Source organism: Marinobacter adhaerens HP15 (assembly GCF_000166295.1).
In the GTDB taxonomy this organism is placed as follows: Bacteria; Pseudomonadota; Gammaproteobacteria; order Pseudomonadales; family Oleiphilaceae; genus Marinobacter; species Marinobacter adhaerens.
In genome coordinates this window covers 4,307,235-4,327,116 of record NC_017506.1, presented here as the reverse complement: position 1 = coordinate 4,327,116, position 19,882 = coordinate 4,307,235, and the positions used below count along the sequence as shown (strand labels likewise).

Here is a 19,882-nt window from a genome sequence, read left to right as displayed (position 1 = left end):
CATGCACTCACTGCGAGACCCCATGAATCCGACCATAGAACTTCTGAAATCCCATCGTTCGATACGCAAATTTACCGGCAAGAAAATTCCCGAGGACCTGCTCCGGGAGCTGATCCGCGCCGGCCAGTGCGCCGCCACCTCGAACCACGTGCAGGCGTATTCAATCATTCACGTGATTGATCCGGAGAACCGCCGGAAAATCGCCGAACTCGCGGGCGGACAGGACTACATCGCCGATTGCTCGGACTTTCTGGTGTTCTGTGCCGACATGCGGCGCTCTACCGATGCCGCCGGACGGGCCGGGGCAGACGTGGTGCGGGGGATGACTGAGCAGCTTCTGGTTGCCACCATCGACACAAGCCTGATGGCCCAGAACGTGGCCATCGCCGCGGAATCAGAGGGGCTGGGTCTGTGCTATATCGGGGGCATACGCAACAACCCCGCGGACATTAGCGAAATTCTCCGGCTTCCCGAACATGTCTATCCGGTGTTCGGTATGTGCCTGGGCTACCCGGACCAGAACCCGGAGGTTAAGCCACGTCTGCCGGTGGAGGCGATTCTCAGGGAAGATTACTATTCCGATGCACGGGACGAGGAGCTGGTCGCCGGGTTCGATCGCACCATGAACGAGTACTATCGGGAACGCACCGGTGGCAACAAGGACACTACCTGGTCTGAGCAGCTCAAGCCGCTGTTCACCTCGAAACTGCGACCGCACATGCGCGACTTCCTGCGCAAATGCGGCTTCGAGATGAAATAACCGCTAGGCAGTTGCTCGCGGCCTCGTGACCCGGTCAACCAGATACACGAGGCCGTGATAGTCGATACCGCTGTGCCGGCTGAGCCCGATTTCGCAGGTTCGGCTGGTGGATATTCCTTCCTCGCAGCCGGCCGTCTGCTCTGCCAGTGTCTTCAGAGAATGGGCATTCAGCTCGGGCACATTGAAGCCCTTGTCGCCGGCAAAGCCACAGCAGTGGATACCCTCGGGCACCACCACCTGGGTGCTGCACCGCCGGGCGATATCGATCAGTCCCTGCGACTCCCCAAGGTGCTGGGTGCTGCAGGTGACGTGCACCGCCAGCGGGGTCTGCTCCGGCTCGAAGTCCAGACGCTCGTATAGATGATCCCGAATGAACCGGACAGGATCAAACAGCGTCAGGCCGGCTTCTTCGGCGGCTTCGCGGATCTGCAGTGTACAGGGGCTGGTGTCGCAGTAGATCGGATCAACGCCATTCCGGCTGGCCCGCAACAGCGCCGAAATCAGCTCATCTTTCTTGGTCGCCGCCTGGTTCGGATAGCCCTTGGAGGCAAATGGCTGGCCACAACACAGGCTGTCCAGGGCCTCCGGATACACCACCTGGTAGCCGCCCTTCTCCAGCAGCCGTCGAGTGACATCGATCAGCGGCTCCTGCGCCTTATCGCCCCGCGCCGGGCCCATGGTCCGGGACACACAGGCCGCCAGATACACCACCCGGGGCCGGCCATCGGACGGTTCCGGCGCTTTCGGTGAAACAAACCGCACCGGCTGGGGCAGACTCGGATCCCACTGGGCTACCCGACCACCAGACACCTTGCGAACGCCGCCACTGAGCCGGGTCAGCAGTGGCGCACCCAGCAGTCTTTCGGCCATTGATGCGCTGGCCAGCACAAAACGGGTGGCTTTCAAGGCGCCGGCAAAATGCTTTGCCAACTGATTGGCCATGGATTGACCGGTGGCCTTTTCACTGCGCAGCTTGCGCACCAGATCGCCGGTATTGATACCCACCGGGCATCGCTGGGCGCAGAGACCGGTCGCGGCACAGGTATCCAGGCCATGGTACTGATACGCTTTTTCCAGCTCGGCAGTATCTTCACCGACACGGCGGCGGGCCTGGATGTCCCGCCAGATCACGATGCGCTGACGAGGCGACAGGGTCAGCCCTTCAGACGGACACACCGGCTCACAGAAGCCACATTCGATGCACTTGTCCACCAGCGGATCCGCCTCCGGCAGAGGCTTTAGATTCTTGAGGTGGATCTGCGGATCTTCCGAGAGCACCACGTCCGGGTTGAGCAGGTTCTCCGGGTCCAGTAGCCGCTTGATCTGCCACATCAACTGCCAGGCATCATGCCCCCATTCCAGTTCCACGAAGGGCGCCATGTTGCGACCGGTGCCATGTTCCGCTTTCAGAGAACCGCCGAATTCCACGGCGACGAGTTGTGCCACATCCTGCATAAAGGCTTCGTAGCGAGCGACTTCCGCTGGGTCATCGAAGCCCTGGGGGAACACGAAGTGCAGATTTCCTTCAAGGGCATGGCCAAAGATGATCGCGTCGTCATAGCCATGCTTGACGAACAGCGCCTGAAGACGGGTGACTCCCTCGGAAAGCTGATCGATAGGAAAGGTCACATCCTCAATGATTACGGTCGTACCGTTCGGACGCACCGCGCCTACGGCGGGGAATGTGCCCTTGCGAATGGCCCAGAGCTGGTCGGACACTTTGGCGTCGCGGGTAAAGTCCACCTGCTGCTCCAGCGGAAACTCAGCGAGGGCCTGCCTGATTCGGGTAAGTTGTTCATCCAGAATCTCCGAAGATGACGCCCGGGTCTCCACAAGCAGCGCGCAGGCGCTTTCCGACAGATCATGAATCCAGTCCGGCAGGCCCGGCTTGTACTGCACCGAACGAAGGCTGCGTCGATCCAGCAGTTCCACCGCCGCCACCGGTTGTGAGCGCAGCGCCGACGCTGCCCGGCAGCAGCTCTCCGCATCCCGGAACACCAACAGGGCCGTGGCTTTGTCAGGATATTCGGGAACGGTGTTGTAGGTTACCGCGCTGACGAAACCCAGCGTGCCTTCGGAGCCCACCATCAGGTGCGTCAGGATGTCGAGTGGGCAGGTAAAATCCACCAGGGCGTTCAGGGACAGGCCGGTGGTGTTTTTCAGGCGGTATTTATGACGAATACGCTCCGCCAGCTCGGGATTCTCCCGGGTATTGATGGCCAGTTTTTTCAGGGCCGCCAACAGATCACCGTGGCTGTCGCGAAACGCCGAAACGCTTGCCGGATCCTCGGTATCCAGCACTGCCCCGTCGGCCAGCACCAGCCGCATTCCGGCCAGCGTATGGTAGCTGTTCTGGGCCGTACCACAGCACATACCGCTGGCATTGTTCGCAACAATGCCGCCAATCTTGCAGGCGTTGATGGACGCCGGATCCGGTCCGATCTTGAAGCCCTTGGGTGCTAACCAGGCATTCGCCTGAGCGCCGATCACACCCGGTTGCAGACGAATCTGGCGGCCTTCTTCCCGGATGTCGTGGCCGTTCCACTGATCGCCCAGAACGATCAGGATCGAATCACTGATCGCCTGTCCGGAAAGGCTGGTACCGGCGGCCCGGAAGGTCACCGGCACCTTGTGGCGGCGGGCGATGGCCAGCAGATCGACAACCTCTGCTTCATCCTGAACCCGCACCACCACCTTTGGGATCAGGCGGTAGAAACTGGCGTCGGTTCCGAACGCAAGGGTGGACATCGGATCGTTAAAGACCCGGTTTTCGGGAATCCGTTGCCGGATATTGGCCAACACTTCCGGGGTAAAAGTCATGCATCCTCCAGAACCAGCACAATGAGCTCACGGGGGCCGTGGGCGCCATAGGCCAGCACCTGTTCGATGTCCGCGGTCTTGGACGGGCCAGACACCAGCAGAACATTTGTGGGCAGCCCGGCCGCCCAGTCCTGAGCCACCATCATGTCATACAGATTGTCGTGAATCTCGCTGGCCTTGAGCAGGGCAATATGTACCGGCGGCACCAGGCTCATCAGCCGCGGTTCATGGCAATCCGGCCAGAGCACGAGCGTGCCGGTGGCGGCAATACCGCCAAGGGTGCCGGTCAGGCTGGCCTCCACGCTCCAGAACAGCTCTTCTTTCCAGGCTTCCACCGGCTGATCGTAGGCCAATAACTCGACCTTCTGCTCCGTGGCCTCGAAGTAAGCCTGCAGCGCCCGGCCATGTTCTTTCGACGGGGCGCACAACAGGTTGGTGAGGTTGCGTTTGTTCAGAAGTTCGGCCACCAATTCCGGCCAGTTGTCAGACCGGCACGGATGCACTTCAGTGTGGACCGCTTCCATCAGGCTACGCAACCGTTCGATCCGGTCTTCCGGCGCGTACCGCCAGGGGGCTGTAACCAGCCGCTCATCAAACTCGTCGGGGCGGGGCGTCGTGCCGGCGAGGCTGTTTCTCAATTTGCCAAGGATGTTCGCGCGGGCGCTCATGATGGCCGACCTCCGTTCTGGTCAAGGTGCCGGGCCGCCAGATCATGCAGGGAGCGGCGGGCGGGCACCGGCGCACTGTGATTCTCGGTCCAGGGGCCGGCTTTTTTCGGGGCCAGCGCCCGGAATCGGGTCGCGGCCCAGAGAAAACTGCGATACAGCGCCGGCCGGGTATTCAGCATCTGCCAACCACGCCAGATCCACCGTTCCGTCCGGGAATATTTGGCGCCGCCACCTTTCACCTGCTGCGGTTGCTCCGGGTTTTTCACGTTCTCCTGACGTAGGCGCTGCAGAAGTTCAGGAATGGGAATCTTGACCGGGCAGACTTCGCCGCAGGCTCCGCACAGCGAAGACGCACTGGGGTGGTCCGGCACCTTGTCCAGGCCGGCCATGTGAGGTGTGATGATCTTGCCAATCGGGCCTGGGTAGACCTCACCGTAGGTGTGGCCGCCCACCCGGGTATACACCGGGCAGTGGTTCATGCAGGCGCCGCAGCGGATGCAGTTCAGGGTCTGGCGCATCTGGGCATCGGCAAAAGCGCCGGTGCGGCCGTTATCCAGCAGCACCAGGTGCACCTCTTCCGGACCATCCAGCTCGTCGGGCTTGCGGGGGCCGGAGATCAGGTTCACGTAGGTGGTAATGGGCTGGCCGAGGGCCGAGCGCGTCAGCAGGGACACCAGGGGCACCACGTCCCTCAGGTTCGGAACCACTTTTTCAATGCCTGTTACCGCAATGTGCACGGGCGGCGCCGTCGTGCTCATGCGCCCGTTGCCTTCGTTTTCCACCAGCAGCAAGGTGCCGGTTTCGGCGATGGCGAAGTTCACTCCGGACACACCCACATCCGCTTCCATGAATTTCCGGCGCAGGGTCCGGCGACCAATCTGGATCAGCTGGTTAACGTCTTCGGTCTCCGGCTCGCCCAGTTTGTCGTGGAACAGCTTGGACACCTGCCGCGCGTTCTTGTGGATCGCCGGCATGATGATGTGGGAGGGCTTTTCGTTGTCGAGCTGAACAATGTATTCCCCCATGTCGGATTCCAGGCATTCGACGCCCCGCTCCGCCAGGTAGTCGTTCATCTCCATTTCTTCGCTGACCATGGACTTGCCTTTCACCACCTGGCTGCCCTTGCGGGCTTCGATGATGCCATGCACCAGGCTGTTGGCTTCCTCGACGGTCTCCGCCCAGTGGACCTTGACACCGTTTTCAGTGAGCTTCTGTTCAAGCTGCTCCAGCAAATCCGGCAGACGGGAAAGGGCACCGGCCTTGATCCGGTTACCCAGTTCCCTCAGGCCTTCACGCTCGTCGGCATCTGGAAAGGCGTTGGCCCGCTTGGTCATCAGCGAGTCCATGGCCACACGGAAATTGTTGCGCAGCTGACCGTCCGCAAGGGCCTCTTCGGCGCGGCCCCGGAAGTCCGGGGTCAGCTCGGTAACCGGAATACGCTGACTCATGCCACCTCCCCTGCGTTGTCGCCGTTGGTGCGCTCCCAGAGGAAACTGGCCAGGTGCCGCCCCCGGAAGCTCTCTTTCTGTTTCTCCAGCGACCCGTTGATGTTCATCAGGCAGCCGCCGTCGGCGGTCACCATTTCAACCGCGCCGGAGTCGATCAGCGAACGGGTCTTGTCTTTAACCATGGCCCCTGAAACTTCCGGCATTCGCACCGAGAAGGTGCCGCCAAACCCACAGCATTCGCTTTCATGGTCGTGATCGATACGTTCGACACCTTCAAGCTGCTGCAAGAGCTCGCGGGCGTGCAGGTGGGTGTTCATTTCCCGGCGGGCCGAACAGGAGGTGTGCAGTGCAATCTTGCTGGGCGCGCCCCGGTCCGCCAGCTGCACCCGGCAGACTTTCAGCAGGAACTCGGTCAGCTCGAAGGTGCGCTCGGCGAGCGCTTCTACCCGCTTGAGCGTGTCCGGCTCATCGGCAAACAACGCCGGGTAATGGTGCCGGAACATCCCGGCACAGGAGCCGGACGGCACCACGACCGGCAGACCCGATCGATCGAGGATATCCAGCTGGGCGCGGGCCACTGCCTTGGCCTCATCCCGATATCCGGAAGTCCAGGCGGGCTGCCCGCAACAGCTCTGCTCCTGGGGGAAATGCACGCGAACACCTTCCCGCTCCAGCAGGCGAATGGTATCCAGCCCGGCCTCAGGAAAGAACAGATCCACCACGCAGGTACCGAACAGAGTGACCGCTTCCGGCTTCTCCGGGTAATGCCGGTCGGCTTCCCGCTCGGGCGATACCCGGGTGGCATTGGGAGCGGCATCGTAAAACAGCTGACTCATTGATTGCGCCTCAAGACAGTCTCAGACAGACAAACTGAAAATTGGTAATACCAATTGACATACAATAATAACCAAGGTATTCGAGACCGCTTGCTGATGTCAAAGTTTTCCGCAGCAGACTTCAGTCTAACCATCGCAGATACACCGGGACTTGGCCTGAATCGCGCCCTGTGGTATTGGTATTACCAATAAATTCTTGGACAGGAAATTCGTTCTTATGGACGTCGGACAGATCGCCCCACGCAGACTCGCGGACACCATCGTGGAACAGCTGGAAACGATGATTCTGGAAGGCACCCTGCAACCGGGCGAGCGGCTGCCCCCGGAACGGGTATTGTCGGAGCAGTTCGGCGTGTCCCGCCCTTCCCTGCGGGAGGCCATTCAGCGGCTGACCGCCAAAGGCCTGCTGATCAGCCGCCAGGGCGGAGGAAACTATGTCACTGAGTCCCTCGGCGGCAGTTTCAGCGATCCGCTGATTCCTCTGCTTGAAAACCGGCCAGACGCACAACGGGATCTACTGGAATTTCGCCGCACACTGGAGGCGGACTGCGCCTATTACGCAGCCTTGCGAGCGACAGAGGTCGACAGGGCTCACCTGAAAACCGCTTACGAGGCACTGCAAGCCTGCTATGGCAGCGACAGGAACCGGGACCTGGAAGCCGAAGGGGCAGCCGATGCCCGGTTCCACCTGGCGATTGCCGAGGCGAGCCATAACGTGATTCTCCTGCACACCATTCGAAACCTGTTCAACATGCTGAAAAGCAACGTGGTTACCAACATCGGTGGCATGTATCGAAGAGAGGCGGAGACCCGGCAGGGTCTGGTGGAACAGCACAGGATGCTGTACGAAGCCATCTCTGAAGGCAGGGCCGAGGAAGCCCGGGAACTGGCCGGCAAGCACATCCAGTACGTTCAGCAAGTACTCTCAGAACGCAGTGAGAGCCACCGCCGACTGGAGCGCTCCCTGCGGAGGGACAAGCTCGCCCGATCCTGAGCGCATGCGATGAGGGCCTCAGAGCAGGCGATTGATCTCCTTCCACAACCGGCGGTAGGCGTCGGCGGCCACCGAGCCGGGCGCCAGCAGTTCCACCGGCGTGCCCTCCTCACCCATCTTTTCCACCACACTGGCGTTCGGGATGATCGTTTTCAGGCCCTTGGGCAGAATCTCATCCTGGGCATTGATCAGTTCCCGGTGCAGGCCCTTCCGGCGGTCGGCCATGGAATAGAACGGGTGCAGCTTCGATGGCTTCAGCTTCTTGTCCCTGGCGAATTCCTGCAGCTGTTTCCAGCTGTTAAGTGACAGCCAGGTGGGAATCACCGGCACGAACACCTCGTCGGCCGCCTTCAGCACCTGCTCGGAAAGCCGGGACAGCGACGGCGGGCAATCCAGTACCACGAGACTGGTTTCTTCAGACAGCGGCGCCAGCCACTGTTTGATCAGGTTGCTGCCATCCTCCTGATCCAGCTTTACATCCAGGTTGCGGAAACTGGTGTGAGACGGGATGAAGTCGAGGTTTTCGTATTCACTCTGATGGATAAAGTCGGCGATGGGCGTCTTGCCTTTGAGCAAGTGCGAGAGCTTGTGCCCTTTCACCTCATCAGCCCCCGCCAGATACCAGCTGGAGGCGCCCTGGGGGTCAAGATCCCAGAGCAGTGTGGGATAGCCGGCCTGGCTGGCCAGATAGGCGATATTCACGGCGGCGGCGGTTTTGCCAACACCGCCCTTCAGACTGTAAAACGCAATGGTCCTCATCCTGTCAGATCCCTTAATCCAGGCATAAAAAACCGGGGAAGTCCCCGGTTAAAGCATTCACACGATGCACAACACAATGCATGTCGTCCTGATGAGTTTTCAGGCTATGCTTTCCCGGTGACAGTTTGATGACAGCCTTCAGGCCATCCTCAAAATTCCCGCATCCTTACTGGCTTACTTTCTCCCAGACGGTCAGCTCGGAGAAGCTGTGCTGGAACTTGTTTCTCGTTTCCCTGATGACAAACGGCAGGCTCCAGGGTTCGAACAACAGCCGGAAATGGGGCGCCAACATCTCCTTGAGGCCGTCGAATGTCGAGAAATCTTCTCCGTTCTTCTTGAACCCGCCAACCCAGTGTTCCTTCGGCGTGTACTCTTCCAGCCAGGTATAGGGTGAGGCAATCACCAGAAGCCCGAGTTCGTTAATCCGCTCATGAATGGTCTCCAGAAACAGAGATGGCTGGTACAACCGGTCGATCAGGTTGCCTGCGAGTACCAGATCATACCCGGTGAACTGCGATGGCAGATCGCAGGCGTCGCCCTGATGAAAAGACACGCGCTCAGCGGCCTCCTCCAGCCCGAGGGACGCAAGAGACTGGTCCTGAAAGGTTACCAGCTCCCCCTCCTCCGGGCGCGCATAACGCACCCTTCTGTCGCGAGCGACTTCCTGGCATTTGTTGACGAACGCCCTGGAAAAATCAATGCCGTCCACGTGCCGGAAATGGCGGGCCAACTCAAGGCTGGTGCGGCCCACGGCACAACCAATATCCAGCGCACGATCCAGGGGCCTGCCATCCATCGCATGCATGGCAGCATCCGCCAGCGCCTTGGGGAAGTTGGCCTCTCCGTGCCACCGCTCGCCAAAGTGAAATTCCAGGTATTGGGCGAGTGTGGTGTCGTTTTCATAGTACTCGGCTTGCTGCAAGAGAATTCTCCTACCCTGAATGGTTCAACGGCTTCATCTAGCGTAACAGGAAGTTGCCAATACCCTGATCAATAACCGTCTCTTCCGAGCGATCCTTGAGAGGTACGCCGGAAACCTCCTGACGGCGAGCCTCCCTGAGCAAATACCCGAGCCGCCGGCTCGCCTCTTCGAACGACAACCCCGCCGGGCGGATATTGGATATGCAGTTTCGGCTGGCGTCAGTCAGTCCGGGCTCCGGCGCCCAGGTCAGGTAAAGCCCGAGGCTGTCTGGAGAACTCAGGCCGGGGCGCTCACCAATCAGCACCACAACACATCGGGCGTTAAGCCGGTTACCGACATCATCACCAATCGCAACCCGTCCCTGAGAGACAACGATCAGGGGCGCCAGTTCCCAGGTCTGATCATCGGCCTCAAGATTCGCCAGCAGCGCCTCGAGAAACCCCACGGCGTTTTCCTGTACGCCATAGGAGGACAAGCCGTCTGCGACCACGAGAGCCAGGTCGACCGGTGAATCACCGGTGTGGCCCTGGCGGTCCAGCGCCTCACAGGATTTCTGGCTGAGCCTGCGCCCGAGATCCGGGCGTTGCAGGTAGGTTATCCGGTCGCTGGCCTGACTTTGCAGATGAACCGGCTCATGGGGCAATAACGCTTTTCTCCGCTCGGTCAGTTCGGCCAGGTCCTTCATCAACGCTGAGGTATCCAGTGGCAGATGGACCGCATCCCTTGCCTGGGCATGGGCGAGCTGAAACGCCAGCATCTCATGCGTGGGCAGGCTGATACCGGCCCGGCCAAGACCAATCCGTGCATCGGTCCAGGCTGAGAGCCGGCGCCAGGGGTTGGCGATTACTGATGGCTTATGGTCAGTCATGATCCGACCCCTCCGGGCAAACTGGCCAGGCTTTTCCGGAAGGCTTCTGGTAACCCGTCTGCGGGCACCTTGCCCGCGCCATCCTGGAAAATCTGCATGCGGGTGAGCCACTGTTCGAATTCCGGCGCCGGCCGTTTGTCGAGCACCCGGCGAACGTAAAGGGCATCGTGAAACGAGGTGGTCTGATAGTTCAGCATGATGTCGTCGGAGCCGGGTATACCCATGATGAAGTTACAGCCGGCCACGCCCAATAAAGTCAGCAGGTTGTCCATGTCGTTCTGATCGGCCTCGGCATGATTGGTGTAGCAGATATCACACCCCATTGGCAGGCCCAGCAACTTGCCACAGAAATGGTCCTCCAGCCCGGCCCGCGTGATCTCCTTGCCGTCATACAGGTATTCCGGCCCGATAAACCCGACCACGGTATTCACCAGAAGCGGCTCGAATTTGCGGGCCACGGCGTACGCCCTGGCCTCGCAGGTTTGCTGATCGACACCGTGATGGGCATCGGCCGACAGCGAGCTACCCTGGCCGGTTTCGAAATACATCACGTTCTTACCCACCGTGCCGCGGTTGAGAGACAGCGCTGCGTCCCGGGCCTCGGCCAGAGTGGCCAGATCAAACCCGAAACTCCTGTTCGTGGCTTCGGTGCCGCCAATGGACTGGAACACCAGATCTACCGGAGCCCTGTTCTCGATGGCTTCCAGGGTATTGGTTACATGGGTCAGTACGCAGGACTGGGTGGGAATCTCGTACTTGCGGATCACCTCATCCATCAACTGCAGCAGCCGGACACTCTGGGCCACGTTGTCCGTGGCAGGATTGATTCCGATCACCGCATCGCCGCTGCCATAAAGCAATCCGTCCAGAATGCTGGCGGCAATGCCTGTTATATCATCCGTGGGATGATTGGGCTGGAGCCGCGTCGACATCCGCCCCGGCAGGCCGACGGTGCTTCGGAAAGCGGTTTGCACCTGGCATTTCTGCGCGACCAGGATCAGGTCCTGGTTGCGCATGATCTTGCACACAGCCGCCGCCATCTCCGGAGTTATCCCGGCGCGGATGCGTACCAGGATCTCAGGCGTGGCCAGATCGCTCAGCAACCAGTTCCGGAAGTCGCCCACGGTCAGGTGGGAAACCGGCTCAAAGGCCCCGACATCGTGATCGTCGAGAATCAACCGGGTAACCTCATCCTGCTCGTAAGGGACGAGGGCTTCAGTCAGAAAGGTCTTCAGGGGCAACTCGGCCAGAGCCATCTGGGCCACCACCCTTTCCTCGGCGGTATGGGCGATGACGCCGGCCAGCCGGTCACCAGAGCGCGCGGGGGTTGCCTTCGCCATTAACTCGGCCAGCGTTGCAAACTGCCAGCGCCGGTTTCCCAGACTGTACCGATACATTCCCTTCTCCCTGAGATTCGCTCTTCTACTATCTTAGGTGAATATCACCCGGACAGATCAATGAGCAGGATAAAGCAATGAGCAATGACGCAGTTCTGACCAGCGCCAACGATGGCATTTTCACCATCACCCTAAACCGGCCAGCCAGGCGCAATGCCGTGGACGGACCAACCGCCGACGCTCTGCGCAGGGCATTCACCGAATTTGAGGAGAACGATGCCCTGAAGGTGGCGATACTCTGTGGCGCCGGAGGCAATTTCTGCGCCGGCGCCGATCTGGAAGCGATCGGTGATGAACAGCGGCGAAACCGGATTGATCCTCACGGCACAGGTCATGGCCCAATGGGGCCCACCCGAATGCACTTATCCAAGCCGGTGATTGCTGCGGTTTCCGGCTACGCGGTGGCGGGTGGCCTGGAACTGGCGCTCATGTGCGACTTGCGGGTAGTGGAAGCGTCCGCGGTGTTCGGCGTTTTCTGCCGGCGCTGGGGCGTGCCCCTGATTGATGGCGGAACCGTGCGGTTGCCCCGAATCGTGGGCCACGGCCGGGCCATGGATATGATTCTCACCGGGCGCCCCGTCGCGGCAGAGGAAGCGTTGGAGATGGGCCTGGCAAACCGGGTAGTGGCGGACGGCTCTGCACTGCAAGCCGCGCAGGAACTTGCGATGACCTTGGCCGGATTCCCCCAACAGTGCCTCAGGGCAGACCGTGCATCCGCTATACACCAATGGGACCTGGAGACTCCGGAAGCCCTCGAAGCCGAAGGCGCCGGAGGCTATCCGGTGGTCTTTGAGGAGGCCATTGCCGGGGCCAGGAAATTCAAAGAGGGTGCTGGCCGCCACGGCCAGTTCTGAGCAATCCCGTAAGCCAGTCCGTCAACTCGGGATAAGCGTCGAGATCGAGCACGAATTCCTGCCCCCTGGCAGCACAAGACAGATAGCACCAGGGCGGTTCCAGGCACCACCTGTCCGGCCTGGTGTGATAGCTCAGGGGAGGCCGTTTATCGCCGGGATAAAACCCGGCGGGCAGGCGCCACCGCGTGGGCAGGCGGCTCTGCGGGGCGGTCAGGACCAGGTCCTCGCGAAGCTTCGGAAACACGCCACTGCCGGACCAAACCTCTGCGCCGCCTGCCAATGGAAACGACAGTGAGGACGTGTAGAGCGTATTGCCTGGATCCGGCTCGCCGTGGAGGTGCGGATGATACTGGGCCCATGGCAGGGCATCCGGACCCAGTTCGTCAACAGTATGAACCTGGTCAATATGGAGCCAACCCCAAAGGGCATGGAACGGACGGGATCCGGGTACAAACCGCCAGCGCCGGTTATGCATTTCGGCGTGGCGAAAAACGCCGAAGAACAGAAACAGATCTCCCGGCTCAACGCCCTGATTGCGAAGGTGTCCCTGGGCTGAGCCAGTCTGACCCAGCAGAGGTCGCCAGCCTTCTCCACGGGGGTAGGCACCCGCTATCAGATCCGGATCCAGGTGGGCACCGTGACTACCCCGGATTCGGCCACCGGTGAGATCCCGGGCAATCTTGCCGAGCCTGCGTTTGTCGAAAACCACATCGTCATAGCGGATTCGGGACCGGGTATCAGGAATAGGCAAAACGCACAGCGAGCCATCCGGCAGGACCGGGCTGGGACATCCACCGGCAGAAGAATCAAATCCTTTTCGGCTGAGGATCAATCGCATGGCATTACTCGAAAAGCATGAAGGCTGAACGGGCGGTAAATGCTATCTTAGACAAAACAAAAATGTGCGAATGTCACTGACCGGAACCGCCAACACCATGAGAATTGTCTGCATCTCCGACACCCACAGCATGCACCGCCAGATCCAGGTTCCGGACGGCGACCTGTTGATTCACGCCGGCGATTCCCTCGGGGTTGGCACACTGGACGAACTCGAGGATCTGGACCAGTGGTTCTCGGAGCTGCCCCATACCAACAAGATACTGATTGCCGGAAACCACGACTGGTGTTTCCAGGACGAACCGGCAGAGGCCCGGGAACTGGTGCGTAACGCTCATTATTTGCAGGACAGCCCGTTGGAGCTTGCCGGCCTGAAGTTCTGGGGCAGCCCGTGGACGCCAGTGTTCTTCAACTGGGCATTCAATCTGGAACGGGGCGATGCCATTGCCGAGCGCTGGGCCCGCATCCCCGGAGACACCGATGTCCTCATCACCCACGGACCTCCCGCGGGTATTCTCGACCGAATCGAGTCTCCTTCTGGCATCGTGCGCCCTGGCTGTGAGGCCCTGGCCGAGCGGATCGCCAGACTGTCCCTGAAACTCCATATCTTTGGCCATATTCACGAAGGCCACGGCGAAGAACAGATTGGCGATTGCCTGTGCGTAAACGCCAGCACCTGTAACGGCAGTTTCAAACCGCTGAACCCGCCGATTGTGATCGATCTGTAGCACCGTTCGCGGCTTATCTTGAAACAGGCGCCGGCAGACACCATGTTTTCTATCTCTCAAACTCCACTTTTACTGCGGGAGCTCCATGCCTGACTGTCCTGACTACTCTTTGCTCGAACTGGCCTCCGTCCGCGAAGGCGACTCGGTAGGCACCACGCTTGCCAACAGCGTGGCCTATGCCCAACGGGCCGAGAAACTCGGTTTCAAGCGCTTCTGGCTGGCCGAGCATCACAACATGGAAGGCATCAGCAGCTCCGCGACGTCTGTCCTGATCGGACACATCGCAGGCAAAACGAAGTCTATTCGGGTCGGTTCCGGTGGTGTCATGCTGCCCAACCACCCGCCACTGGTCATTGCCGAGCAATTCGGAACACTGGAGAGTCTGTACCCGGGGCGGATTGACCTTGGACTGGGCCGCGCGCCGGGCACTGACCCGGTGACCGCGCGGGCCCTGAGGCGCGACGGCCTGGGTGCTGAACAGTTTCCTGAGGATGTCGCCCGGCTTCAGTCCCTGCTTGGCCCCCTGCAGCCAGGGCAGCCCGTGAAGGCCATTCCCGGTGCGGGCACCAATGTGCCACTCTGGCTGCTGGGATCAAGCCTTTACAGCGCCCAGCTGGCCGCCATGCGCGGTCTGCCCTATGCCTTCGCCGGACATTTCGCACCCCGACTCTACAGGGAAGCGCTCAAAGTTTACCGCGACAACTTCCAGCCCTCGGAAACACTTGAACAACCCTATGCCATGCTTGCCCTGCCAGCCGTCCCGGCCGATTCCATTCAGGAGGCAGAGTTTCTTGCTACCACCAGCTACCAGCGCATTCTCGCCCTCTTCCGCGGACAACCGCTGTGGATGAAACCGCCTGTAAACAGCATGGACGGGCTCTGGAACGCAGGCGAGAAAGCCAGTGTGAAGGATTTTCTGGGTCTGCAATTGCTTGGCGATGCCGAAACGATCGGGAGACAGCTGCGACAAATTCTCTCGGACATTGAGGTCGAGGAGCTGATGTTCACGGTGGATATCTACGACCCCGAGAGGCGCCGGCATGCGCTCGACATCCTGGCGCAAACCAGAAATGCCGGGCTGGCATTGTCCTAAAGCACAGATTCCACCGCGTCGATCAGCTCCGGATCCTGTGGGCGCACCCGGCTCGGAAAGGAGTCGACGACCGTGCCGGAACGATCAATCACATACTTGGTGAAGTTCCAGCGCGGGGGTTGGCTCTGCTCATTGATGGCCCGGAACACCGGGTTGGCCTCGGCTCCGGTCACCGCTCCTGGTGCGATCATGGTGAAGGTCACTCCGAAGTTCTTGAAACAGACGGTGGCCGCCTCGGCTTCGGAATCTGCCTCCTGCCGGAAATCGTCGCTGGCGAAGCCGACCACAACCAGCCCTTTCTCCGAATACTGTTTGTGCAGGGCCTCGAGCCCCTCGAACTGCCCTGTGTATCCGCAACGGCTGGCGGTGTTGACCACCAGCATGGGTTTGCCAGCCGCGAGATCACACAGGTTTACCGTGTCTGTTGAGTGAAGCTTGCGTTGTTCATGATCGAGAAACGCCGGACAACTGTCCGCCATGACTACCTGCGCTCCTGAAAGACCGAGAATCAAAGCGGTAATTATCAGACCTCGTTTTACCTGTTTCATGGATCCGGATTCCCTGTTCAACTAAGTTTCATTTATACGCCGCAACCGGACCGATGGCTCAGCCAGCACGGTGGACAGAGCAGGCCCTGCTGCTCATCATTCAGGTGATTAAAGCGTTCAGCACCGGAGCAACATTCATCATGACAGACACCCCGATCCACGTCTTCCTTTCCCACGGCCTGGAGAGCGGCCCTGGCAGCACCAAGATCCAGGCCATGAAAGCCGAGTCGGAAACCTTTCCGGGCATTCAGGCCCACGCGATTGATCACAGTAGCACCCGGGATCCAGCGACACGGCTGGCCCAGATGCGCGAGGCAATGGCTGAATGCAATGCCAAGCCGGAAAACACCATCCTTGCCGGTTCGAGCATGGGGGGCTGGGTCTGCGCCCAGACATCCTCGGAAACGCCTGTTCTGGGATGCTTCATGCTGGCGCCAGCCCTGGCGATGGCCCGGTATCCCCAATCCAGCCCGCTGATCCAGGCGGACCACCGTCAGATCATTCATGGTTGGGATGACGACGTGGTACCGGTAGCGCCGGTGCTTGATCTGGCCCGTGATCAGGGCCTTCCGATTCTGGTCCTGCCGGATGGGCACCGACTGGAAAACAGTCTTGATCGGGTCGTCAGTGAATTCCGCGAATTCCTTCAAACCTGCCTTTCAGATATGAATCGACCGTGATTTCATGAACTTGCGAAACGGTCAAAACCATCTCTGCTGAAACGATTGTTTTGGCCATTTTCTTGCGAAAACCACTTTGTTTTGCCAGTCTTTATTAATGTAACAATAAATTTCAGCAAAAAAACGAACGGAGAAAACCCGATGAGCAGCATGAGTAAGTTCAAGAAACTGGCCGGAATTTCAGCGTTCGCATTCGCTGCGATGACCATGGCGAACTCTGTAAACGCCGCTAACTGGCGCTATGCGCACGAAGAGTACGAAGGCGACGTTCAGGACGTATTCGCCTACAAGTTCAAGGAATACATTGAGGATAACTCTGACCACACCCTGCAGGTATACCGTTTCGGCGAGCTGGGTGAGTCTGACGACATCATGGAGCAAACCCAGGCAGGTATTCTGAACTTTGTTAACCAGTCGCCCGGCTTTACAGGCTCGCTGATTCCGGAAGCGCAGATCTTCTTTATTCCTTACCTGATGCCGACCGACATGGATACGGTGATCGAATTCTTCCGCACCAGTAAAGCCATCAATGAAGACTTCCCGGAGCTTTACGCAGAGAAGGGTCTGGAGCTTCTCAAGATGTATCCGGAAGGGGAAATGGTTGTAACGGTTGACGAGCCGGTCACCCAGCCCGAGGACTTCAACAACAAGAAGATCCGGGTCATGACCAACCCGCTTCTGTCAGAAACCTATTCTGCCTTCGGCGCGACACCGACCCCGCTGCCCTGGGGTGAAGTCTATGGTGCGCTGCAGACCAACATGATCCAGGGGCAGGAAAACCCGATCTTCTGGATCGAGTCCGGCGGTCTTTATGAAGTGTCCCCGAACCTGGTCTTCACCAAGCACGGCTGGTTCACCACTGCCATGATGGCCAACCAGGATTTCTATAATGGCCTGTCTGACGCCGACAAGAAACTGGTTCAGGACGCTGCAGACTTTGCCTTTGAAGAAATCATTGTGCACATCGATGGTCTGGCAGACGAAGCCCTGGCCAAGATCCAGAAAGCCAGCGATGAAGTCACCGTCACCCGTCTGAACGACGAACAGATCGAAGCCTTCAAGGCCCGTGCGCCCCAGGTGGAAGAGAAGTTCATCGAAATGACTGGCGACAGTGGCGAAGAACTGCTGAACCAGTTCAAAGCAGACCTGGAAGCAGTTCAGAACAACTAAGACTAGAGGAACCACTCCCGCCGGCTCCGGCCGGCGGGCAGCTGTGCTAACCCCGCCCCGCCGGGGATTCCCTACCGGCAGGGAGCGACATGCTCTGGAGCAGACCCCATGTCCGAGAATTCCCCGGATCTTGAAGACGACACCGGCACCTACGAGTCCGGCCTGCCCGGATTTCTGGGGACCATCGATGAAATCATTGCCAAGGTCGAGGCGTTCATGCTGGCCGCTGGCGTCATCCTGATGGCAATCAATACCTGTGTGAATGTCATTGCGCGGTATGTATTCGGTGAAGGCCTCTTTTTCTCAGGTGAAATCAACCGGATCCTGATTATACTCATCACCTTTGCCGGCATCGGCTATGCAGCCCGCCACGGCAGGCACATCCGGATGTCCGCAATCTACGACGCACTGCCAGTCAAGGGCCGCAAGGTTTTGATGATCATCATCGCCCTGTTCACGTCTCTTGTGATGTTCTTTCTTTGCTACCACTCCTTCGGATACATAGAAACCCTTTACAGTCGTGGGCGTATTCTGCCCGCCCTGGGCTTTGAGATCTGGTGGATTTATATCTGGGTCCCGATCGGTTTTGCCATTACAGGTATTCAGTACCTCCTGACGGCCATCAAGAACTTCACCAGCAAGGATGTTTATCTTTCCACTGGGGTTGTCGACGGCTACGCGGATACAGAATCGGAAGTATGAACCCTGCAGCTGACGTTAAGGAAGGATAGGAAATCATGGCAACTATAATGATGTTGATCATGATCGGGTTGCTGCTGCTGGGCTTCCCGATGATGGTTCCGCTGATCACAGGTGCGGTGGTCGGCTTTGTAATGATGTTCGATGGCTTCGGCCAGATGGGCACCTTCGTCCAGCAGATGATGGGCGGTATCCGGCCCGCCTCGCTGATTGCGGTCCCAATGTTCATTCTGGCAGCGGACATCATGACCCGTGGTCAATCCGCTGACCGGCTGATCAACATGGTCATGGCGTTCATCGGCCACGTAAAAGGCGGTCTGGCCATCAGTACCGCCACGTCCTGTACCCTGTTCGGTGCTGTGTCCGGGTCTACCCAGGCCACGGTCGTGGCTGTTGGCTCCCCCCTGCGGCCAAAACTGCTGAAAGCCGGCTATTCGGATTCGTTTTCGCTGGCACTGATTATCAACTCCAGCGACATCGCCTTTTTGATTCCGCCCAGCATCGGTTTCATCATCTACGGGGTTATCTCCGAGACCTCCATTGCGGAACTGTTCATTGCCGGTATTGGGCCAGGCATCATGATTCTGTTCATGTTTTCGATCTATTGCCTGATCTACGCCCATGTCAACAAGCTTCCCACCGAGGAGAAGTCCACCTGGGGCCAGCGAGCCGTGGCCATGCGGGAGGCCTTATGGCCGCTATTCTTCCCGGTCATTATCGTCGGCGGGATCTACGGTGGCATCTTCAGCCCGACAGAGGCGGCGGCCGTCTGCGTGCTCTACGCTTTCCTGCTGGAATTCGTGGTGTTCCGATCACTGAAGCTTGCTGACATCTACCGGATTGCAAAGTCCACCGGCCTGATTACCGCAGTCGTGTTTATCCTGGTCGCCGTGGGCACCGGCTTCTCCTGGATTATATCCTTTGCCCAGATTCCCCAGGCGATTCTCGATTCAGTCGGGATCAGCGACATGGGACCGGTTGGCGTGATGATTACGATCTGTGTCGCCTTCTTTATTGCCTGTATGTTCGTGGATCCGATCGTGGTGATTCTGGTGCTTACACCAATCTTTGCGCCAGCAATCCAGGCTTCAGGCCTGGACCCGGTCCTGGTCGGTGTGCTGATCACCCTGCAGGTGGCCATCGGCTCGGCGACACCGCCGTTCGGCTGTGACATCTTCACTGCCATCGCGATTTTCAAGCGCCCCTACCTGGAGGTTATTCGGGGCACGCCGCCGTTCGTATTCATGCTGATAGCTGCTGCCGGGCTTTTGATTGCGTTCCCGCAAATAGCATTGTTCCTGCGCGACCTGGCCTTCAGGTGATCTGACCACCCTGGAGGGTGAATACAAAGGAGAGCGACATGTTCAAACGGATTCTGGTGGCAGTAGACGGTTCAATGACCTCCTTCGAGGCCTTGAGCAAGGCTATTGAGCTGCAAGAACTGACGGATGCAGAGATCTACCTGCTTTGCGTGTACAAGCATCACAGCCTCTTTGAGGCATCCCTGTCGATCGGACGGCCGGCTGAAATGGACATCCCGGATAAAGTGCTTTCAGAGTACGCCAAGGATGTGGTGAATCACGCGAAACAACTGGCTGCGGAGCGCGGCGGCAAAAACGTCCGCGGCTTCGTCAAGGCCGGCAAACCATCAAGAGTCATTGTGGAGTTCGCGAAAGAGAAGGGTGTGGACCTGATCGTCATCGGTACCAAGGGTACGCACAGTGACAAGGATGGCCTGTTTCTGGGCAGTGTTTCACATCGGGTAGCATCTCACGCGAAATGCCCGGTTCTTGTGGTTTAA

General features: G+C 59.3%; 20 protein-coding genes. 10 read left to right on the top strand and 10 right to left on the bottom strand.

The window, feature by feature from the left end; translation table 11 throughout:
* Positions 1-22 precede the first annotated feature (22 nt).
* Positions 23-760 carry an oxygen-insensitive NADPH nitroreductase gene (gene nfsA, locus HP15_RS20190; RefSeq protein ID WP_014579200.1) on the top strand — a complete coding sequence of 246 codons (738 nt, stop codon included), beginning with the start codon at positions 23-25 and terminating at the stop codon, positions 758-760.
* Positions 761-763: 3 nt separating this feature from the next.
* Here the strand turns inward: nfsA and HP15_RS20185 are convergent, their stop codons facing one another.
* From HP15_RS20185 to HP15_RS20170, 4 genes are read right to left on the bottom strand one after another with little or no spacing between them, the layout of a single operon-like run.
* The gene (locus tag HP15_RS20185; protein ID WP_014579199.1) at positions 764-3,580 is read right to left on the bottom strand and encodes an FAD-binding and (Fe-S)-binding domain-containing protein; all 2,817 of its coding nucleotides are present in this window, start codon (positions 3,578-3,580) and stop codon (positions 764-766) included.
* Positions 3,577-4,248 (bottom strand): LutC/YkgG family protein, encoded by a 672-nt coding sequence (locus tag HP15_RS20180; protein WP_014579198.1) that lies wholly within the window; start codon positions 4,246-4,248, stop codon positions 3,577-3,579. Before HP15_RS20180 ends, HP15_RS20185 begins: the two co-directional genes overlap by 4 nt.
* Complete coding sequence (locus HP15_RS20175) at positions 4,245-5,696, bottom strand: LutB/LldF family L-lactate oxidation iron-sulfur protein (protein WP_014579197.1); 1,452 nt, start codon at positions 5,694-5,696, stop codon at positions 4,245-4,247. Before HP15_RS20175 ends, HP15_RS20180 begins: the two co-directional genes overlap by 4 nt.
* A complete protein-coding gene (locus HP15_RS20170) occupies positions 5,693-6,532 on the bottom strand; it encodes a (Fe-S)-binding protein (protein WP_014579196.1) in 840 nt (279 codons plus the stop codon). Before HP15_RS20170 ends, HP15_RS20175 begins: the two co-directional genes overlap by 4 nt.
* Before the next feature lie 217 nt (positions 6,533-6,749).
* Here HP15_RS20170 and HP15_RS20165 point away from each other — a divergent pair, with 217 nt between their 5' ends.
* The gene (locus tag HP15_RS20165) at positions 6,750-7,526 is read left to right on the top strand and encodes a GntR family transcriptional regulator (RefSeq protein WP_041645971.1); all 777 of its coding nucleotides are present in this window, start codon (positions 6,750-6,752) and stop codon (positions 7,524-7,526) included.
* 18 nt (positions 7,527-7,544) lie between these two features.
* On the opposite strand, the gene HP15_RS20160 is transcribed toward HP15_RS20165, so the two are convergent.
* The 4 genes from HP15_RS20160 to HP15_RS20145 form a co-directional block, all read right to left on the bottom strand.
* The gene (locus HP15_RS20160; RefSeq protein ID WP_008177229.1) at positions 7,545-8,285 is read right to left on the bottom strand and encodes a ParA family protein; all 741 of its coding nucleotides are present in this window, start codon (positions 8,283-8,285) and stop codon (positions 7,545-7,547) included.
* 166 nt (positions 8,286-8,451) lie between these two features.
* Positions 8,452-9,207, bottom strand: coding sequence for a putative 4-mercaptohistidine N1-methyltransferase (locus tag HP15_RS20155; RefSeq protein WP_014579194.1), 756 nt, complete (start codon positions 9,205-9,207; stop codon positions 8,452-8,454).
* Between the two features lie 37 nt (positions 9,208-9,244).
* Entirely contained in the window at positions 9,245-10,075 is an 831-nt protein-coding gene (eutC, locus tag HP15_RS20150; protein WP_014579193.1) for an ethanolamine ammonia-lyase subunit EutC, read from the bottom strand.
* A complete protein-coding gene (locus HP15_RS20145) occupies positions 10,072-11,472 on the bottom strand; it encodes an ethanolamine ammonia-lyase subunit EutB (RefSeq protein WP_014579192.1) in 1,401 nt (466 codons plus the stop codon). The genes eutC and HP15_RS20145 overlap by 4 nt, the downstream gene beginning before the upstream one ends.
* 77 nt (positions 11,473-11,549) lie before the next feature.
* On the opposite strand from HP15_RS20145, the gene HP15_RS20140 reads away from it, so the two are divergent.
* On the top strand, positions 11,550-12,326 hold the full coding sequence (locus tag HP15_RS20140) for a crotonase/enoyl-CoA hydratase family protein (RefSeq protein ID WP_014579191.1): 777 nt from the start codon (positions 11,550-11,552) through the stop codon (positions 12,324-12,326).
* Here the strand turns inward: HP15_RS20140 and HP15_RS22420 are convergent.
* Positions 12,292-13,164 (bottom strand): Nmad3 family putative nucleotide modification protein, encoded by an 873-nt coding sequence (locus HP15_RS22420; protein ID WP_041645969.1) that lies wholly within the window; start codon positions 13,162-13,164, stop codon positions 12,292-12,294. The two genes, HP15_RS20140 and HP15_RS22420, sit on opposite strands and share 35 nt — an antisense overlap.
* Positions 13,165-13,234: 70 nt before the next feature.
* Here HP15_RS22420 and HP15_RS20130 point away from each other — a divergent pair, with 70 nt between their 5' ends.
* The gene (locus HP15_RS20130; protein ID WP_008177220.1) at positions 13,235-13,891 is read left to right on the top strand and encodes a metallophosphatase domain-containing protein; all 657 of its coding nucleotides are present in this window, start codon (positions 13,235-13,237) and stop codon (positions 13,889-13,891) included.
* Positions 13,892-13,976: 85 nt separating this feature from the next.
* Positions 13,977-14,984 carry an LLM class flavin-dependent oxidoreductase gene (locus HP15_RS20125; protein WP_041645967.1) on the top strand — a complete coding sequence of 336 codons (1,008 nt, stop codon included), beginning with the start codon at positions 13,977-13,979 and terminating at the stop codon, positions 14,982-14,984.
* Here HP15_RS20125 and HP15_RS20120 read toward each other — a convergent pair.
* Entirely contained in the window at positions 14,981-15,532 is a 552-nt protein-coding gene (locus tag HP15_RS20120) for a glutathione peroxidase (protein ID WP_041645966.1), read from the bottom strand. The two genes, HP15_RS20125 and HP15_RS20120, sit on opposite strands and share 4 nt — an antisense overlap.
* Positions 15,533-15,585: 53 nt before the next feature.
* On the opposite strand from HP15_RS20120, the gene HP15_RS20115 reads away from it, so the two are divergent.
* The 5 genes from HP15_RS20115 (at position 15,586) to HP15_RS20095 (ending at position 19,882) form a co-directional block, all read left to right on the top strand.
* Positions 15,586-16,212, top strand: a complete 627-nt coding sequence (locus HP15_RS20115) for a YqiA/YcfP family alpha/beta fold hydrolase (protein ID WP_014579187.1) — start codon at positions 15,586-15,588, stop codon at positions 16,210-16,212.
* 141 nt (positions 16,213-16,353) lie between these two features.
* Entirely contained in the window at positions 16,354-17,382 is a 1,029-nt protein-coding gene (locus HP15_RS20110) for a TRAP transporter substrate-binding protein (RefSeq protein ID WP_041645964.1), read from the top strand.
* A gap of 108 nt (positions 17,383-17,490) precedes the next feature.
* On the top strand, positions 17,491-18,084 hold the full coding sequence (locus HP15_RS20105) for a TRAP transporter small permease (protein WP_008177210.1): 594 nt from the start codon (positions 17,491-17,493) through the stop codon (positions 18,082-18,084).
* A 35-nt stretch (positions 18,085-18,119) separates the two neighbouring features.
* Positions 18,120-19,403 carry a TRAP transporter large permease gene (locus HP15_RS20100; protein WP_041645962.1) on the top strand — a complete coding sequence of 428 codons (1,284 nt, stop codon included), beginning with the start codon at positions 18,120-18,122 and terminating at the stop codon, positions 19,401-19,403.
* A gap of 38 nt (positions 19,404-19,441) precedes the next feature.
* Complete coding sequence (locus HP15_RS20095) at positions 19,442-19,882, top strand: universal stress protein (protein WP_014579184.1); 441 nt, start codon at positions 19,442-19,444, stop codon at positions 19,880-19,882.

Excerpts from the sequence above, each read along its gene's own strand:
- HP15_RS20125 (WP_041645967.1), top strand. The coding sequence starts at position 13,977 with ATGCCTGACTGTCCTGACTACTCTTTGCTCGAACTGGCCTCCGTCCGC.
- nfsA (WP_014579200.1), top strand. The coding sequence starts at position 23 with ATGAATCCGACCATAGAACTTCTGAAATCCCATCGTTCGATACGCAAA.
- HP15_RS20100 (WP_041645962.1), top strand. The coding sequence starts at position 18,120 with ATGGCAACTATAATGATGTTGATCATGATCGGGTTGCTGCTGCTGGGC.
- HP15_RS20160 (WP_008177229.1), bottom strand. The coding sequence starts at position 8,285 with ATGAGGACCATTGCGTTTTACAGTCTGAAGGGCGGTGTTGGCAAAACC.
- HP15_RS20120 (WP_041645966.1), bottom strand. The coding sequence starts at position 15,532 with ATGAAACAGGTAAAACGAGGTCTGATAATTACCGCTTTGATTCTCGGT.
- eutC (WP_014579193.1), bottom strand. The coding sequence starts at position 10,075 with ATGACTGACCATAAGCCATCAGTAATCGCCAACCCCTGGCGCCGGCTC.
- HP15_RS20185 (WP_014579199.1), bottom strand. The coding sequence starts at position 3,580 with ATGACTTTTACCCCGGAAGTGTTGGCCAATATCCGGCAACGGATTCCC.
- HP15_RS20115 (WP_014579187.1), top strand. The coding sequence starts at position 15,586 with ATGGCTCAGCCAGCACGGTGGACAGAGCAGGCCCTGCTGCTCATCATT.
- HP15_RS20105 (WP_008177210.1), top strand. The coding sequence starts at position 17,491 with ATGTCCGAGAATTCCCCGGATCTTGAAGACGACACCGGCACCTACGAG.
- HP15_RS20165 (WP_041645971.1), top strand. The coding sequence starts at position 6,750 with ATGGACGTCGGACAGATCGCCCCACGCAGACTCGCGGACACCATCGTG.
- HP15_RS20110 (WP_041645964.1), top strand. The coding sequence starts at position 16,354 with ATGAGCAGCATGAGTAAGTTCAAGAAACTGGCCGGAATTTCAGCGTTC.
- HP15_RS20180 (WP_014579198.1), bottom strand. The coding sequence starts at position 4,248 with ATGAGCGCCCGCGCGAACATCCTTGGCAAATTGAGAAACAGCCTCGCC.
- HP15_RS22420 (WP_041645969.1), bottom strand. The coding sequence starts at position 13,164 with ATGCGATTGATCCTCAGCCGAAAAGGATTTGATTCTTCTGCCGGTGGA.
- HP15_RS20130 (WP_008177220.1), top strand. The coding sequence starts at position 13,235 with ATGTCACTGACCGGAACCGCCAACACCATGAGAATTGTCTGCATCTCC.
- HP15_RS20095 (WP_014579184.1), top strand. The coding sequence starts at position 19,442 with ATGTTCAAACGGATTCTGGTGGCAGTAGACGGTTCAATGACCTCCTTC.
- HP15_RS20145 (WP_014579192.1), bottom strand. The coding sequence starts at position 11,472 with ATGTATCGGTACAGTCTGGGAAACCGGCGCTGGCAGTTTGCAACGCTG.
- HP15_RS20175 (WP_014579197.1), bottom strand. The coding sequence starts at position 5,696 with ATGAGTCAGCGTATTCCGGTTACCGAGCTGACCCCGGACTTCCGGGGC.
- HP15_RS20170 (WP_014579196.1), bottom strand. The coding sequence starts at position 6,532 with ATGAGTCAGCTGTTTTACGATGCCGCTCCCAATGCCACCCGGGTATCG.
- HP15_RS20140 (WP_014579191.1), top strand. The coding sequence starts at position 11,550 with ATGAGCAATGACGCAGTTCTGACCAGCGCCAACGATGGCATTTTCACC.